Source organism: Candidatus Gullanella endobia, assembly GCF_900048035.1.
GTDB lineage: Bacteria > Pseudomonadota > Gammaproteobacteria > Enterobacterales > Enterobacteriaceae > Gullanella > Gullanella endobia.
This window is the reverse complement of record NZ_LN999832.1, coordinates 847,420-865,489: the sequence shown is the minus strand read 5'-3', so window position 1 is coordinate 865,489 and position 18,070 is coordinate 847,420. Positions and strand designations below refer to the sequence as shown.

Sequence of the window (18,070 nt, the reverse complement as noted above, 5' to 3'; positions counted from 1 at the left end):
CTAAGAAGCTTAAAAAATTGTTGTATTCTTACTTTCTTGCTAGACCAGGGTTTATCTTGATATCAATAGACAATAATGATGGTAGAATCTGTGCTCTCAACGAAGATAATAAGTGAAATTGTTCATAATACAATCGTAACTTCCAGTTGGCGTTAGCTGTTTCTAGTATTAAAATTCCTTGGCGGATGTTAGCTACACGGCACCAAGGGCGAAGTGGTATTGGTAATAATGTATTAACTATGCGATTAAGCTTCAGTAGCAGCATGCAGTGCTGCTGAATTTTTGACAAAGAAACATGACCGTTTTTATCGATTTCACTAAATAGTCTATTAACTGGATGCGGACGACTATCACGCATAATAACACTCCAGAGTAAAATATTATCAAATAATAGGTATTTTAAATCATTAATAACAAATTATCAGATGTTATTTATTGAAGTATTTCCTTTTAAGGATAATTATAGTTAGTTTTATAGATTTTTGTTATAACTCTTTAATCAGAAAATATTATACTGAACTGATAATTTTTCTAATATCAAAAAATAAAGCATTTTTCAAACCAGATTTAGCCATCTAGTTTATCTTAGAAATTTTCTACAGTATTTTATAACATTAAAGAAGCATTTTTTTTAAAAAACGATTTTTTGGTAGCCAATAGATTGGTTATGATGAGATGTGAATAACTATGCTAGAAAAATTAATTACTAATATTTTTGGTAGTCGTAACGATCGTATTCTACACCGTATGAGAAAAGTAGTAGATAAAATTAACCAGATGGAAACAACAATAGAATGTCTGAGTGATGAACAGCTCGCGTTTAAAACTGTGGAATTTAGAAACCGAATTACTCAAGGCGTTACTCTTGATAGTCTTTTGCCAGAAGTTTTTGCTGTAGTGCGAGAAGGTAGCAAACGGGTTTTCGGTATGCGTCATTTCGATGTACAATTAATAGGCGGTATAGTTCTTAATAATAATTGCATCGCTGAGATGCGTACTGGTGAAGGGAAAACTTTAACGGCTACGCTACCAGCCTATTTAAATGCTCTGAGTGGAAAAGGTGTGCATATAGTTACAATGAATGATTACTTGGCGAAGCGTGATGCAGAAAACAACCGTCCACTATTTGAGTTTTTTGGGCTAAACGTTGGCATTAACCTTCCAGGGTTGTCAGCTTCAGCTAAACGTGCTGCTTATTCCGCCGATATCACCTATGGTACTAACAATGAATACGGTTTTGACTATCTGCGTGATAATATGGCATTTTCTCCGGAAGATCGAGTACAACGCAAATTGCATTATGCGATAATAGACGAAGTAGATTCAATTCTTATCGATGAAGCACGTACTCCACTAATTATCTCTGGTCGATCAGAGGATAGTTCGGATATATATCATTATATTAATAAACTGATTCCTTATCTGATTCGTCAAGACAAAGAAGATTCTGAAAATTTCAATGGTAATGGGCATTTCTCAGTAGATGAAAAATTACGACAAGTACATTTAACAGAACGAGGATTAATATTTATTGAAGAATTGCTAGTAAAAACCGGACTCATGGAAGAGGATGAATCACTCTATTCACCAACTAATATTATTCTGATGCATCATATCACTGCTGCTTTGCGTGCTCATGTATTATTCTCACGCGATGTAGATTATATTGTAAAAAATGGTGAAGTTATTATTATCGATGAGCATACTGGCCGTAGCATGCCGGGACGTCGTTGGTCTGATGGGTTACATCAAGCAATAGAAGCTAAAGAAAATGTCACAATCCAAAATGAAAACCAGACGTTAGCCTCAATTACTTTTCAGAACTACTTTCGCCTGTATGAAAAATTAGCTGGTATGAGTGGTACCGCTGATACTGAAGCGTTTGAGTTTAGTTCCATTTATAAACTCGATACTATAGTTGTGCCGACTAATCGCCCTATGATCCGTAAGGATTTAGCTGATTTAGTTTATATGACGGAAAAAGAAAAAATCGATGCTATTATTGAAGATATAAAAACTTGTACTAAACGCGGTCAACCTGTTCTAGTAGGAACAATCTCCATTGAAAAGTCAGAGTTGCTTTCTAGTATGTTAAAAAAAGCTAATATTTCGCATAAAGTACTAAACGCTAAATTTCATGCAATAGAAGCCGAAATTATTTCTCAAGCAGGCCAGCCAGGAGCGGTTACTATTGCTACAAACATGGCTGGACGTGGAACCGATATTGTACTAGGTGGTAGTTGGAAAGCAGAAGTTTCAGCTCTAAAATCTAAAAATAAGCAGCAAATTTCTGAAATCAAGAATGCCTGGAAGCTTCGTTATGAGGCAGCAATAGCCGCTGGTGGTTTACATATTATTGGTACTGAACGTCATGAATCTCGCCGTATCGATAATCAGCTACGTGGCCGATCTGGTCGACAGGGTGATGCTGGTTCCTCTCGTTTTTATTTATCGATGGAAGATGACTTAATGCGTATTTTTACTTCAGATCGCGTCTCTGATATGATGCGTAAATTAGGAGTAAAATTCGGCGAAGCTATTGAACATCCCTGGGTTACAAAAGCGATTACTAACGCTCAACGTAGAGTAGAAAGTCGTAATTTTGATATTCGTAAGCAATTGCTAGAATATGATGATATTGCTAATGATCAACGCCGTGCAATCTATACCCAGCGTAATGAACTCCTAGATATGATAGATATTAGTAATACTATCAATAGTATACGAAAAGATGTTATAAAAAATGTTTTTGATAGATACATTTCACCTCAATCTCTAGAGGAGACATGGGATGTTTCTGGATTACAGCATCGCTTAAAAGAGGACTTTGATCTGGAGATACCGATTGCAAAATGGTTAGAAAACGAACCTAATTTGCATAAAGAAATCTTGCGTAACCGGGTTATAGAAGAAAGTGAATTACCTAAATATCAACCTAAAGAACAGATCGTTAATAGAAAGGTATTTCTCTGTTTTGAGAAAAATATTATGTTAAAAACTTTGGATTATCTATGGAAAGAACATCTAGCTGCAATGGATTATCTCCGACAAGGTATCCATTTACGCGGTTATGCACAAAAGGATCCGAAACAAGAGTATAAGCGTGAATCTTTTATAATGTTTTCTACTATGCTAGAATCATTAAAATATGAAGTGATTAGCATACTTAGCAAAGTTAAATTACATATGTCGGAAAAATTAAAACTGATGGAATTTCAGCGTGAAAAAGCCGAATATTTAATAAAACAACATCAATTTAGTCATCAAACTTTAATAGAAAAAATAATACAAAATAACTCAGCGTTGATACAAAAAAAAGAAAATCAAAAAGTCAGGCGCAATGATCCTTGTCCGTGTGGTTTTGGTAAAAAATTTAAACATTGCCATGGCAAATTATACTAATTACTTTATTTTATTATTGCAAATAAGTTATATATCATGATCAACTACTTCAATTATATTAGTAAAAAAGTTATACTTTTATGACATATGGTCTTCCTATATAAAAACTTAAATAAACTTTAATAGTTACGTCGATATAAACCATTTCAGTATTTTTCGTGAAATTTACCAGAAAATAAATATTTTCTGGTAATCTAAGAATATTTGCATGAATATACTTTATTAGTATTCAAGTGATAAAAATAAAAAATTTCTAGTCCAATTAGGAATTATATTATAATTACCTAAAAACCGATATTGAAATTTAGTACCGTAAATTACTATTACTAAGCGTATTTTCTAAAATACACTTCTATTCTACTAAGAACAGTAAAAAAGAAGTGTAAGTATACTCTACAAAACAAACGATGGCTTTATCTGCGTTCTTAGTAAGTATTATATACGGAAAAGTTTCTAATAACTAAAACAATAGTGATTATCTAACCAAAAGCAGATCAAAAAGCATATAGCATTAGTAGATAAATTCACATCTTATTATAGACATATAAGATATACAGATAATGTATTTTCAAATATATCAGATTTTCATAATTCATATTATAAAGCGAAAATATATTATAATATTAATAGCTTATAAGAATAATAAAGATTATGAGAATTGATGCAATTATTACATAATAAAGTGCATGAATCTATAATGTATCATCGATATCAATATTTTTTATTATTTGGAATATATTTTTCCTTTTTTTTTACCCATTCGCCAAAATCAATTAATCAACAACGTTTGCTGTAAAAAAAACAAAATGAACTTATTAGACTTCACTCTATTGCTTTACCACAGGTTGGATAATTGACATAAACGATACTATCATTCATAATAATAAATGTATTCTTAGGAAATATTATTTTAACAAAAAAATTAATTCATACGGTAAGCGCTTAAAACTAAAAATCTATTACTATTTAAGGATAGAAATGAATAATGTAACAGGTTTCATAAACAGATGATTTTATATGATTATTATAATTGATTGATATGAAAAGTCGTATAAACAATTGTTATTGTAAATAATATCTTACAAAAAACTATTTAACTGATTTTTTCTTAAAAAAGTGCTAAATAGCATATAATATTTAGCATGTAACTCTCAATGTAGCGTTAACTGGATATAACACTCATATTTAATTATTTAGTTATATATTTCGCTTGGCTATAGAATATACAGTCAAAGACTCAGTATGAAGCTATAGGTCTGTTTTTATATCTTATGAGAAATATAGTATAGGAAAACAGACTAAAACTAAACTAATATTAAAGATAGATAAGGAACACCACCATGTCAGAACATTTGTATAATGACGTGGATCCGATCGAAACACGCGACTGGCTCCAAGCAATCAAATCTGTTATTCGTAAAGAAGGCATTGAACGCGCAAAATTTTTAATTGATCAAGTGTTAAATGAGATTTGTAAAAATGGAATCGCTATTAGACAAAATTCTACTAGATGTAACTACATCAATACTATTTCACTTGAAGATGAACCAGAATATCCAGGTAATCTAGAAATCGAGCGTCGTATCCGTTCTGCTATTCGTTGGAACGCTGTTATGATAGTACTTCATGCATCGAAAAAAGATTTAGAACTAGGAGGTCACATAGCATCATTTCAATCGTCTGCTACTATTTATGAAGTGTGCTTTAATCATTTCTTTCGTGCACGAAATAACAAAGACGGTGGCGATTTAGTATATTTTCAAGGACATATTTCACCAGGTGTATATGCTCGTGCTTTTCTTGAAGGCCGTCTAAGTGAAGATCAAATAAATAACTTCAGACAAGAAGTAAATGGTAAAGGATTATCATCTTATCCACATCCGAAATTAATGCCAGAATTTTGGCAATTTCCAACGGTATCGATGGGAATTGGCCCAATCAGTGCCATTTATCAAGCAAAATTTCTTAAATATCTGAATCATCGTGCATTAAAAGACACCAGTAATCAAACTGTATACGCCTTTTTAGGCGATGGTGAGATGGATGAGCCAGAATCTAAAGGTGCTATCACGATTGCAGCCCGTGAAAAGCTAGACAATTTAGTATTTATTATTAATTGTAACCTTCAGCGTCTAGATGGTCCCGTCACTGGTAATAGTAAAATTATTAATGAATTAGAAGGTGTATTCAGTGGTGCTGGTTGGGTAGTCATTAAAGTCATCTGGGGTAGTCGATGGGATATATTACTACGTAAAGATAACTCTGGTAAGTTAATTCAGTTAATGAACGAAATTGTTGATGGTGACTATCAGACGTTTAAGTCGAAAAACGGTGCATATGTGCGCGAGAATTTTTTTGGTAAATATCCGGAAACTGCTGCGCTAGTGAAGGATATGAGCGATGATGAGATTTGGGCGCTCAACCGAGGCGGTCATGATCCGAAAAAAATCTACGCTGCTCTACAAAAGGCTAAAAATACTGTCGATAAGCCTGTAGTAATTCTAGCGCATACAATTAAAGGCTATGGAATGGGTGTAACTGCAGAAGGTATGAATATTGCCCATCAAGTTAAGAAAATGAACATGGATGGAGTACGTTACTTTCGTGATCGTTTTAACTTGAAAGATATTACAGATGAAAAAATTGAAGAACTACCTTATATTATATTTAAAGAAGGATCTTTAGAACATACTTATTTGCATGAACGTCGAAAAGCATTAAACGGCTATTTGCCAAGCCGTTTAAAAGATTTTACAAAACCAATTAAATTACCTACGCTTGAAGATTTTACACCGCTTTTAGAAGAACAAAAGAAAGAAATCTCTACTACTATTGCTTTTGTTCGAGTACTAAATATAATGTTAAAAAATAAATCAATAAAAGATCGTCTAGTTCCGATTATTGCCGATGAAGCTCGTACATTTGGTATGGAAGGTCTTTTTCGTCAGATAGGTATCTATAGTCCTAACGGTCAGAAATATACGCCGCAGGACCGTGAGCAAGTAGCTTATTATCGTGAAGATAAAACAGGGCAGATTCTACAAGAAGGAATTAATGAATTGGGTGCTGCCGCTTCCTGGCTAGCAGCAGCTACTTCCTACAGTAATAACGATTTTCCAATGATTCCATTTTATATTTATTACTCGATTTTCGGTTTTCAGCGTATAGGCGATCTATGTTGGGCAGCGGGTGACCAACAAGCGCGTGGTTTTCTTATTGGTGGTACTTCTGGACGAACAACTTTAAACGGTGAAGGATTACAGCATGAAGATGGTCATAGCCATATTCAATCTCTAACTATTCCAAACTGCATCTCCTATGATCCAGCTTATGCCTATGAAATTGCAGTTATCATGCATGATGGTCTGATACGAATGTATGGTAATAATCCGGAAAATATTTACTATTATTTGACTACTCTAAATGAAAATTACACTATGCCTGCTATGCCAAAAAATGCGGAAGAAGGTATTCGAAAGGGGATCTATAAGCTCGAAACACTAGATAGTGGTAACGATGCATGTAAGTTGCAGTTAATGGGTTCTGGCGCTATTCTACGACATGTACGTAAAGCAGCTCAGATTCTATTAAAAGACTATGGCATAAACTCTGATGTGTATAGCGTGACTTCGTTTACTAACTTAGCACGCGATGGCCAGGATTGCGAACGCTGGAATATGCTTCATCCAACAGAAACTCCGCGAGTACCTTATGTAACAACTATACTAAATAATGCGCCAGTAGTTGCATCTACCGATTACATGAAATTATTCGCAGAACAGATCCGAAATTTTATTCCTACTAACGATTTTCATGTTCTTGGTACCGATGGTTTTGGTCGTTCAGATAGCCGAGAGAATTTACGTTATCATTTTGAAGTAGACCATAGATATGTGGTGGTAGCAGCATTAGGTGAATTGGCTAAACGCGGTGATATCGGCATTGATATTGTAGCGAAAGCTATTAAAAAATTTGAAATTAATTCAGAGAAAGCTAACCCGCGTTTAGCATAAGAGGTAAAGTAAATAATGGTTATTGAAATTAATACACCAGATCATAATATACTAGATATCGGTGCAGATACACCAGAAATTAATAAAGCTTTTCTTAGTACAAACAAAAAGATCAAGAGCGATCAATCACTGACTATTCTGGAAGACGATAAATATTCCAATAGGTATTGTCAGGATATTAATGTTCCTGATATTGGTGATGATGAGGTAGAAGTAACTGAAGTGTTCGTTAAAGTTGGTGATAAGATTAAAGCTGAACAATCACTTATCACTGTCGAAGGTGACAAAGCCTCAATAGAAATACCAGCACCATTTGAAGGTATCGTTAAAGAGTTAAAGATTAATATTGGTGATAAAGTTAGTACTGGTTCGAATATTATGATATTCGAAGTAGAAAATACCTCTACTCCCATACTAGCTACTGAAAACGAAAAAGCTGTAGATTTATTTCATAAAACGGTATCAGATACTAAAAAAAGTGTGATTTCTACTCCGTTAGCATCTGAAAGTAAAAATAAATTTTCCGATAATGATTCTTATGCACATGCTACACCGGTAATTCGTCGTTTAGCGCGTGAATTTGATATTAATCTGGAAAATGTAAAAGGTACTGGTCGTAAAGGGCGCATTTTGCGTGAAAATATTCAGGATTATATTAAAAAAGCTATTAAACATATCGAAACCGCATCTGTTGACGCTGCTAATTGTGGTTCTCTTCCTGGGTTAATACCATGGCCAAAGGTAGATTTTAGCAAATTCGGTAATACAGAAAAAATAGAGCTTGGCCGAATTCAGAAAATCTCCGGTGCAAATTTATATCGTAATTGGGTTATGATTCCGCATGTAACCCAGTTCGACGAAGTTGATATTACTGAAGTAGAAGCTTTTCGAAAACAACAAAATGCTGAAGCTAAAAATAAAAATCTAAATGTGAAAATTACTTTGCTGGTATTTATTATGAAAGCAGTCGCAAAAGCTTTAGAAGAATTACCGCTTTTTAATAGTTCTCTATCAGTTGACGATGTCCAAAAATTGACATTAAAGAAATATATCAATATCGGCATAGCGGTTGATACTCCGCATGGTTTAGTTGTCCCGGTATTTCGAGATGTTAATAAAAAAGATATCTTAGAGCTATCACGTGAGCTAACAGAGATCTCACAAAATTCACGTGCCGGTAAACTAACTACATTAGATATGCAAGGTGGCTGCTTTACTATATCAAATTTAGGAGGTATTGGCGGTACTGCTTTTACGCCTATTATTAATGCGCCAGAAGTAGCGATTCTTGGTATATCAAAATCATTGATAAAACCAATATGGAATGGTAAAGAATTTATTCCGCGTTTGATGTTACCATTGTCACTATCCTATGATCACCGATTTATCGACGGTGCAGATGGTGCACGTTTCATTAGTTTTATCAATAATATGATGTCTGATATTCGTCGCCTATTAATGTAATTACTTATAAGATTACCAGAATAACTTATTGTGCATTTATCGTAATTTATTAAAAGCTTTTATCGTAATACATTTATAGTTTACTAGCGTTTCTATATACTAATTTCTATAAAAATATTTATTGAATACATTAATATTGTATAAATACACGTTATCAAATAAAAAATTTGATCTGCCGAAGAATCAACTAAGAGGTTATAATGAGTACTAAAATAAAAACTCAAGTTTTAGTGGTTGGGGCAGGACCTAGCGGATATTCCTCGGCATTTCGCTGTGCGGATTTAGGTCTAGAAACCGTCCTAGTCGAACGTTATTCCACTCTCGGCGGGGTTTGCTTAAACGTAGGTTGTATTCCTTCTAAAGCACTATTGCACGTTGCTAAAGTTATCAAATCAGCTAAGGCGATAAGGAATAATGGTATCATTTTTGATGAGCCGAAGATCGATATTAATAAAGTTCGAACCTGGAAAGAAAAGGTAGTCAATCAACTGACCTGCGGCCTAAGCCGTATGGCTAAAGCACGTGACATTAAAATAATAAATGGTTATGGTAAATTTATTGATGTTAACACATTAAAAGTAGAAAATAAAAATAGTACTGCCACTATTTTCTTCGAAAATGCTATTATCGCTGCAGGTTCTCGTCAGATTCAATTGCCATTTGTTCCTTATAATGATCCTCGTATATGGAATTCTACTGATGCACTCGCTTTAAAGTCAATACCAAACCGATTTCTGATTATGGGTGGTGGAATTATTGGATTAGAAATAGCAACTATTTATCATGCATTAGGATCAGAAATTAACATAGTAGAAATGTGTGATCAGGTTATTCCAGCGGCAGATAAAGATATAATAAAAGTATTCACTAAGCATATCAGTTCTCATTTTAATCTGATGCTAAACACTAAAGTTACTAAAGTGGAAAGTAAAGAAGATGGTATATATGTCATGATGGAAGGGGAAAATATACCATTAAAAACACAACGTTATGATGCTCTTTTGATTGCTATCGGTCGTGTGCCAAACGGTAAGTTACTAGATGTCGATCAGATCGGAATAGAAGTTGATAATTACGGTTTTATCCGTGTTGATCAACAAATGCGCACTAGTGTACCACATATTTATGCTATCGGTGATATTATCGGTCAGCCTATGCTGGCGCATAAAGGTACTCACGAGGGCCATATAGCAGCAGAAGTTATTGCTGGTAAGAGATGTTATTTCGATCCTAAGGTCATTCCTTCTATTGCTTATACCGATCCAGAAGTAGCATGGGTTGGTCTAACAGAAAAAGAAGCAAAAGAAAAAAATATCAGCTATGAAGTCGCTATTTTCCCATGGGCTGCTTCCGGTCGTGCTATTGCTTCTGACTACCAGGATGGTATAACTAAGCTAATTTTTAATAAAGAAAATCATAAGCTTATTGGTGGAGCTGTAGTTGGTTTTAATGGCGGAGAACTACTAGGTGAAATCGGTTTAGCAATTGAAATGGGCTGCGATGTAGAAGATATCGCACTAACTATACATGCGCATCCTACATTGCATGAGTCAATAGGTTTAGCGTCAGAAATATATTCTGGCACTATTACTGATTTGCTTAATACTAAAGCAAAGAAAGAAAAATAACTGAGTTCTTTTTGGTTTTATTCGCTATTTACTGAATATACAAATTTTAGTGTTAAAACTCATCATTGGAATAGCAGTTTTTACCGTTAATTTCTATTCTAGAAATATTTTAGCTAGTTAAGTAAAAAATTTTATAAAAATATGAATAAAACGTTAAAGCAAATTTTAATTTTTACTTAAAAATATATAAATTATTCTAATAAAAAACTTAATAAAAAGATAATAATTTTTAAAAACTATCATAAAGCAGAGATTAGCTTAATTAATTAGTATTTTTCTTTAAAAATATTGTATAGAAGATTAGATATTCTAATTAAATTAATTTTTATTTGTATATTCTTCAGGATCTGATATTAATAATCTAAAGCTTAATGATTAATATTATTAATAACTATCTTTATATTGATTAACTAATATACAATATATGTAATTAAGATCAGTATAAATAAGAATATTATAACATTTTTATATAAAAAATTTATTATTATAAATATATAGGCTAATTATAATAAATTAAATCTAAGCATAGATAAAATTGCAATATGAAAACTAACTATTTACTTGATTACAAGGGACGAAAATAATCATTATTATATATAATTTTTAAATAAAATACTAATAAAGTAAGAGTTATTTCTTAATAATAAAGACTAGAGATTATTAATGTGAAATCCTCTCTTAACAGAAATTTAATAAAATCTTTTTTAAAATTACCGATTCAAACGTACTACATTAAGAAATAAGCATGCTTTATCGCATGGAATAAATAGATTATAATCGAAATATGTATCTTAATTGTATATCTCTAGGGAGTATATACAAAAAGTGCGCTTGGTTAATTTATTTTAATTAAAAAATCAAAAATTATTATCCTCAAAATTAACCGTTAATATTATATAGTTTTTAAGATCTAAATAATATACAGTTTTTAAGATCTAAATAATATTTAGTACTATAACTATATAGTAATTCATATTATGTTTTCATTAAAAGTTCGTTATTAAATTTGAATTAATATCTTAATTGCTATTATATAATAACATAAAAAGATATATAAAAACAAATCTTTAATAGTTTTTAATCATTTAAAAAATTATAAAATAAAATTGTGTTAAATTATATTTAATTGAAATATTTTACGAAAAAAATCAACTAACTATCAAAAATATTATTAATAATAATATACAAACTACTACTTTACTATAGTAGTATATTCTATTATCTTTTAGTAATCTTATTAAATTGAAGATTGAAGATATTTTAAATTAATAAACGGATTTTAATGCATATAATTTATTTTTTATACTTAGCATAGTTATGCTAACAATTATTAGTCACTCCTATACTAAATATAGTCTTACTATCTTACTATTTTCAGCACTGACTTTAGTATAGTAGTAAATAACTACTAATTGTTAATTATAGCTATACCTAATTATATTATAGCTTATTATTTATATGTTAGCATGATTAATAATTATATTAATGTTACAAGTGTTGCTATTTTGAATCGTTTTAGATCTATTTTGATAGTATTAATAATATAAATTAAAGTACTGTTTTCGCAACGAGATAATTAATGTTTTTATTTAATAAAAGTTTTACTTATATTAGTATTATTTCTTATTCATGCACAATAAACAACATTTCATATTAAATAACAATATAATCATCTGTTTTTCCATAGATTTTAAAATTGAAATATATTCAAACTTAAATATTTATTAATATTCAATAACTACAATATTTTCGTATTTTTTTGCACTATACAGTCATCTAATTTAAGACTACACTAAAATAATTGTTTTATTACTAAAGTTATAACTTATCGATATAGTATTTATCTTCTCAAACTAAGTTACTAGTAGTTAAATGAAAAATATTTTAAAAAAAAATAAAACCAATTACATAAATTAATTATCATTGTATTAATGCAAAAAATAACAAAGCTAGTTTTCAGATTTTTACCATATTAAAAAATAAAAATAAATTAAAAGTTCTAACTACTAATGCTATTAGTAGTTTATCGCTGTTATCCTTAAAAAGATATTAGATATCTAACAAACAACTTTTCAGCTAATCTAGCTTAAAATATGCCTATAATTAATCAGAATTATATTGATCTTTACAAAAATTAATCGTCATTAGAATTAATCTAATACACTATAATTCTGATATTATAGTTTATTTATCGAATATAGAATAACAAACATTTATATGATAAATACTAATTGAGACTTTTTTATCATTGAAAACTATGCTCTATTGCTGGAAACCAGCCTTTTTCTACATCTTGTATATAGCTACGTATGGCAGCAGCAATACTCCCGCCTGTTGATAAAAAATCCTTAGCGAAGGATGGTGCTCTATCACCACTGATACCAAGTACATCTTGCATAACAAGAATCTGACCGTCTGTTACAGCACCTGAACCAATACCGATAACTGGAATAGTTAGTTCATGTGTAATACGTTCTGCTAAAGTAACAGGTATGCATTCTAACACTAACAATTGAGCACCGGCCTGTTCAAGTGCTAGTGCATCAGTCAGTAGATGTTCTGCACTATCTAAATCGCGCCCCTGAATTTTATAGCCACCAAAAATATTCACTGATTGTGGAGTTAAGCCAAGATGGCCACAGACGGGTACTGCTCTTTCAGTCAGACCATTGACTGTATCGGATAACCAAGAACCACCTTCAAGCTTAACAATATTTGCGCCAGCACGCATCAATACTGCAGCATTTTTAAATGCTTGTATTGGTGTTGCATAGCTCATAAACGGCAAATCGGCTATTAATAAACATGAAGAAGTACCGCGACGAACACAGTGGATGTGATAAATTATATCTTCTATAGTAACCGGTAACGTTGAGGAATGTCCCTGTACTGTCATTCCTAGAGAATCTCCCACTAACATTACTTTTATTCCCTGTTCAGAGAACAAACGAGCAAATACAGCATCATAAACAGTAATAGATGCAAATTTTTTTTGTTGTTGTTTCCATTTTAGCAAATGAGAAATTGTAGTCATAGTGTATAATCTCTATGTATCAGAAATATATAATATCATTATAAAAAATAAAATTTTATTTTAATAGAAGATTTTTCAGAGATATATATTTTATTATATATGAGATAGAAAAGATAAGGGAAAAATACGAGCATTCAGTACTAAACCGTATTACGTCAGAAAATACATAATAGAAAATTGAAAAAACTTATCTTCTAGCATAAGACAAGAACACACACAAATCTAAAAATAATATAGACATTATCATAATATTATCTTATAGGGATATGAGTGGTAATGCTTAAATCTTCATTCCAATAAGTGAGGTTATTATATGGTACTTGAGTCAAATAATAAGATAACATAACTCCGTTAGGAAATTGAAGATTAGGAGAGAGTTCTTTAAGGGGATATAAAAAAAATTCCCGATTATATATATCATAATGCGGTATAGTTAGACGAGGAGTTACAATAGTACGCATACCGAATAATAAAATATCTAGATCTAAAGTACGTGGCCCGAAACGATTCGCCTTACGTACACGCCCCTGTTTTAGTTCGATTGCTTGAATGTAATTAAGTAATATTTCAGGTGTCAGAGCTGTATCTAATACCGCTACAGCATTTAAAAAATCGGGCTGATTCTGTAGACCAAGCGGACGACTCCGATAATAAGATGAGCAAGCTAAAAATCTGGTTTTCGGTAACTTTGCTAATTCTGAAAGCGCAGTATTTACCTGTTTTAAAGGTTTCCCAAAGTTACTACCAATAGCGATCCAGATTCGTTCCATTAAGTTCTATTGCGATTCGGTGTTAAACGATTCTTATTAAAAGCAGAAAATATATTATTTTTCTGCAGCGATGAAGTGAATTGAAACTCATTCCACCGCTTACTAGCTAACTGTAATTTATAATCATTTTCAACTTCAGCTCGTAGAGTTAGCAAATTATAAGCATCTAGGAATTTGGGATGTTCCATTAACTTTTTTGGATTTTTTCCTTGGTAACATAGTAGTCGAAATTGCATTTGCCATATATCTCGCATTAGGGTAGTTAAACGTTTTGGGATGGATAACGTTAAACATTGTTCATCTAAAATTTTATTAATTGCTAAAGAAAATGCCTGAAAATAAGATAAATTGTTCTTCTGTATTAATTTTTTCGTACATTTTAGTAGTGGATACCATAACATGGCAGAAAATAGGGAAGCTGGATTAATCCGCATATTATTGTGAAAACGATAATCACTTTTGATCAGAACACGAATTATCATCTGTTCTATATAGCTATCACCATGCTTAGTAAAGTTACAACTAATCAGCGGAAAAAGCGATTGAAACAGTTGATATTTACATAGTAATCGGTAAGTCGTTTCGCCATAACCTGTTTGAAGTAATTTAATTGCTTTTTCAAATAAACGAGACGGTGGAACATTATGTAATAACCTTGCCAAACGGGAAATCGGTTCAGCGGTTTCGTGACTAATATTCATGTTTAACATAGCAGAAAATCGTATTGCACGCAGCATGCGAACTGGATCTTCTCGATAGCGAGTTTCCGGATCACCATTCAAACGAATAGTGCCTTCTTGTAGATCTTTTATTCCACTGTTATAATCTCGCAGAGTAAAGTCAGCTACATTATAATAAAGACTATTTATAGAAAAATCACGGCGTTGAGCATCTTCTTCGATAGACCCAAAAATGTTATCGTAAAGCAACATACCATTATGGCCAATTAGAGTTGATTCCATCGCACTTTCTTGAAGTTCTATCATTTTATGATGACCACGAAAAGTAGCTACTTCAATAATTTCAGATCCAAATATAATATGAGCTAATCGAAATCGGCGGCCAACTAAACGACAATTACGGAATAGTTTACGTATTTGCTCCGGGGTTGCGTTAGTAGTTATATCGAAGTCTTTTGGTTTTTTACCAAGCAAAAGATCACGTACACTACCACCGGCTAAATAAGCCTCATATCCTGCTTTGTTTAATCGATAAAGGACTTTTAATGCATTTTTACTAATATCTTTACGAGATATAATGTGTTGATCTCTCGGAATAATCGTTAAATGATTTCTATGCCTATGTAATATTTTCATATAAGAATTTTATGGTATAACTTGATCGGTTATAATAAAAATAACATATCTTTATAGTTAAAAATAGAAATAGCTTTAAAAATTAAAATTAATAAAAGAACAAATTACCTATACCTATTTTAAATATAGACGGATATTTGATTTATTATAGAAAATAGACAAAACTAGCATTATATTAATGCTATCAATTTTCTATTACTAAATTTAGTAAAATAAGTGATAACTTTTATTTAAATAAAAGTTTTATATCTATTCAATTAGATAATTTATTATGAAAATAATAACGTCAGTATAGTTCACATTGGATAATAATATATCTATTATCTCAATCGCTGTTGTCAGTATCTATCTAAACTTTAGATTAGATTGCAGATGTAAATACGATAATCATCGATATTGTATCAATATAATATTGCTAGTATAGTTAAATATGCACCATGTCGCTGACATTAATATGTAATTAGTTTATCCCAATAAAATATAACTTTACATTTTATGTATCAGATTATTAACAATAATAGCTACTTCTCGTATCATATTATATTTTAATATTTGATTTACATACACTATTAGTTATAACAGGTATATTTTATGTATAAAAACACTCAATATAAAAGTTACTATCATAGTGATGTTATAGTGTAATGATAAAAGTTAACTAATAATTTGCCGCAATATCATTTTTTCTATTATTGATATTCTAATGAAATAGATTTGTTTTATCTTATTAGCTGTTTTTCACGAATTTCATCTAAGATTTTGCAATCAATACATAAATCGGCTGTTGGTCTTGCTTCAAGACGGTTAATACCAATTTCCATTCCACAAGATTCGCAAAAACCAAAATCATTAGTTTTTACTTTGTTTAGAGTTTTTTCAATTTTTTTAATAAGTTTTCGTTCCCGATCACGGTTAAGTAGCTCAAAATTAAATTCTTCTTCTTTTGCAGCACGATCTACTGGATCTGGGAAGTTGGTTGTTTTATCCTGCATATATGAGATAGTACGCTTAATTTCATCTCCGAGCTGATTACGCCATGCTTTCAGAATACACTTGAAATGTAGAAGCTGCGCTTCGTTCATATATTTTTCACCAGATTTTTTCTGATATGGTTTCACTCCAGCGATGGCAAGAATACTTAAAGAAGATATCTTACGGTTTTTAATTTCTTGCATAGTGCTTCTCCTTTTAATATAAACTAGAAATTCAAACTTTAATAAAATAGACCATTGACAAATATTAGATAATATTAAAATTAGAAACTGTTTATAATACTTTATTAAATAAGACTAATGGTATTGGAGTATATATTTAGCGTGATAACAGGTATTAGAAATACCAACATATTTATGTCTGATACCAAATCGGTATAGAATACAGGATATTTATAATATTGCTATTTAACGTTTAAATACAATACTGAATAATACTCTAAACAATATATTATTATGCTGTTGCTTATAACTTTTATAAATACTTTTTCTATATAATATAATTGTATATAATAAATAAACTGAAAGATATTAAAAATAGAATAACAGATCTTAGATTATAGCAAGTCAACACGATCTTATTATAAATATAATCAAGTTGTTCTGATATTTTATTATTTTCTAGGTTAGATCTTATTTTATTTTTTATAATATACATATTTATTAGATTTAAAATAACTTAATATGTAGTATCTATTTAAATATCTAGATTTAGCATAAAGATTAACTAATATAATAATTATCTGTTCTTGTATAACTATAACCTTTTATAAAAGATTATAGTTGAGTTTTGGTTATTCTACTTAATAGAATAATTAGCTAGTTTTGGTTGAAAATCTTATAATATGCCAGTCTGTTATGTGACGTCACAATACATTGATAGCCAGATTAAGACAAAAAAAAGAAAATTACTATAAAATTTGATCTTTTCATTTCAAGCGTAAATAGGTTTTATTTTTTATTGAATCTAAAAATCATTATAAAATAATATTTAATTTACAGATAGAAAATAAGTTACTTCTAGTTACTAAAAGTGGTAGGAAGATAGAAAACATGAAAATATAATGATAGTCGATATAATATAATATACCATAGAGATAGCATAGAATAAGTACTCTATAGATAATAATGTTCTTATATTAAGATTTTTAACTATTAATTTATATAGAATACTAGTTCTTTATATAAAATTAGAATCCTTTAATCCTAATTTATAGCTTTCCTACTTTTCTGATACTGTACTATATTTTTGTATAATTAGTGCAACATATTTTATATCTATAAATCTAATTTTATATTTTATTTTAAAATATAAAATTAGATATAATAATTATCATTAATTTATATCAATAAAGTAATTTTTAGTATATTACTTATATTTAATATAACCTTTAATAGGTTTCATCAGTTCAAAGATAGGAAGTTTATCAAACTATATTAAAAAGCTTTGT

General features: G+C 30.6%; 8 protein-coding genes and 1 pseudogene. 4 read left to right on the top strand and 5 right to left on the bottom strand.

All coding sequences use genetic code 11. The annotated features are described in order from the left end of the window. Window positions 1-31: 31 nt before the first annotated feature. A pseudogene (locus FVIR_RS02375) lies at window positions 32-358 on the bottom strand (DUF721 domain-containing protein); the annotation flags it as partial. A 329-nt stretch (window positions 359-687) separates the two neighbouring features. Here FVIR_RS02375 and secA point away from each other — a divergent pair. From secA to lpdA, 4 genes are all read left to right on the top strand, one after another. Next, window positions 688-3,402, top strand: a complete 2,715-nt coding sequence (gene secA / locus FVIR_RS02370) for a preprotein translocase subunit SecA (protein WP_067498505.1) — start codon at window positions 688-690, stop codon at window positions 3,400-3,402. A 1,340-nt stretch (window positions 3,403-4,742) separates the two neighbouring features. Continuing rightward, window positions 4,743-7,415, top strand: a complete 2,673-nt coding sequence (aceE, locus tag FVIR_RS02365) for a pyruvate dehydrogenase (acetyl-transferring), homodimeric type (protein ID WP_067498502.1) — start codon at window positions 4,743-4,745, stop codon at window positions 7,413-7,415. A 15-nt stretch (window positions 7,416-7,430) separates the two neighbouring features. Continuing rightward, window positions 7,431-8,879 (top strand): dihydrolipoyllysine-residue acetyltransferase, encoded by a 1,449-nt coding sequence (aceF, locus tag FVIR_RS02360; RefSeq protein ID WP_082799144.1) that lies wholly within the window; start codon window positions 7,431-7,433, stop codon window positions 8,877-8,879. 200 nt (window positions 8,880-9,079) lie between these two features. Next, the gene (lpdA, locus tag FVIR_RS02355) at window positions 9,080-10,507 is read left to right on the top strand and encodes a dihydrolipoyl dehydrogenase (protein ID WP_067498500.1); all 1,428 of its coding nucleotides are present in this window, start codon (window positions 9,080-9,082) and stop codon (window positions 10,505-10,507) included. A 2,245-nt stretch (window positions 10,508-12,752) separates the two neighbouring features. Here lpdA and panB read toward each other — a convergent pair. The 4 genes from panB to dksA form a co-directional block, all read right to left on the bottom strand. Then, window positions 12,753-13,541 (bottom strand): 3-methyl-2-oxobutanoate hydroxymethyltransferase, encoded by a 789-nt coding sequence (gene panB, locus FVIR_RS02350; protein ID WP_067498497.1) that lies wholly within the window; start codon window positions 13,539-13,541, stop codon window positions 12,753-12,755. A 251-nt stretch (window positions 13,542-13,792) separates the two neighbouring features. Beyond that, window positions 13,793-14,311 (bottom strand): 2-amino-4-hydroxy-6-hydroxymethyldihydropteridine diphosphokinase, encoded by a 519-nt coding sequence (gene folK, locus FVIR_RS02345; protein WP_067498494.1) that lies wholly within the window; start codon window positions 14,309-14,311, stop codon window positions 13,793-13,795. After that, complete coding sequence (pcnB, locus tag FVIR_RS02340; protein ID WP_067498492.1) at window positions 14,311-15,627, bottom strand: polynucleotide adenylyltransferase PcnB; 1,317 nt, start codon at window positions 15,625-15,627, stop codon at window positions 14,311-14,313. Before pcnB ends, folK begins: the two co-directional genes overlap by 1 nt. A gap of 719 nt (window positions 15,628-16,346) precedes the next feature. Further along, the gene (dksA, locus tag FVIR_RS02335; protein WP_067498486.1) at window positions 16,347-16,802 is read right to left on the bottom strand and encodes an RNA polymerase-binding protein DksA; all 456 of its coding nucleotides are present in this window, start codon (window positions 16,800-16,802) and stop codon (window positions 16,347-16,349) included. Window positions 16,803-18,070 lie beyond the last annotated feature (1,268 nt).

What these genes read in the sequence shown, in the direction of transcription:
- secA (WP_067498505.1), top strand. Translation starts at nt 688, where the DNA reads ATGCTAGAAAAATTAATTACTAATATTTTTGGTAGTCGTAACGATCGT.
- aceE (WP_067498502.1), top strand. Translation starts at nt 4,743, where the DNA reads ATGTCAGAACATTTGTATAATGACGTGGATCCGATCGAAACACGCGAC.
- aceF (WP_082799144.1), top strand. Translation starts at nt 7,431, where the DNA reads ATGGTTATTGAAATTAATACACCAGATCATAATATACTAGATATCGGT.
- lpdA (WP_067498500.1), top strand. Translation starts at nt 9,080, where the DNA reads ATGAGTACTAAAATAAAAACTCAAGTTTTAGTGGTTGGGGCAGGACCT.
- panB (WP_067498497.1), bottom strand. Translation starts at nt 13,541, where the DNA reads ATGACTACAATTTCTCATTTGCTAAAATGGAAACAACAACAAAAAAAA.
- folK (WP_067498494.1), bottom strand. Translation starts at nt 14,311, where the DNA reads ATGGAACGAATCTGGATCGCTATTGGTAGTAACTTTGGGAAACCTTTA.
- pcnB (WP_067498492.1), bottom strand. Translation starts at nt 15,627, where the DNA reads ATGAAAATATTACATAGGCATAGAAATCATTTAACGATTATTCCGAGA.
- dksA (WP_067498486.1), bottom strand. Translation starts at nt 16,802, where the DNA reads ATGCAAGAAATTAAAAACCGTAAGATATCTTCTTTAAGTATTCTTGCC.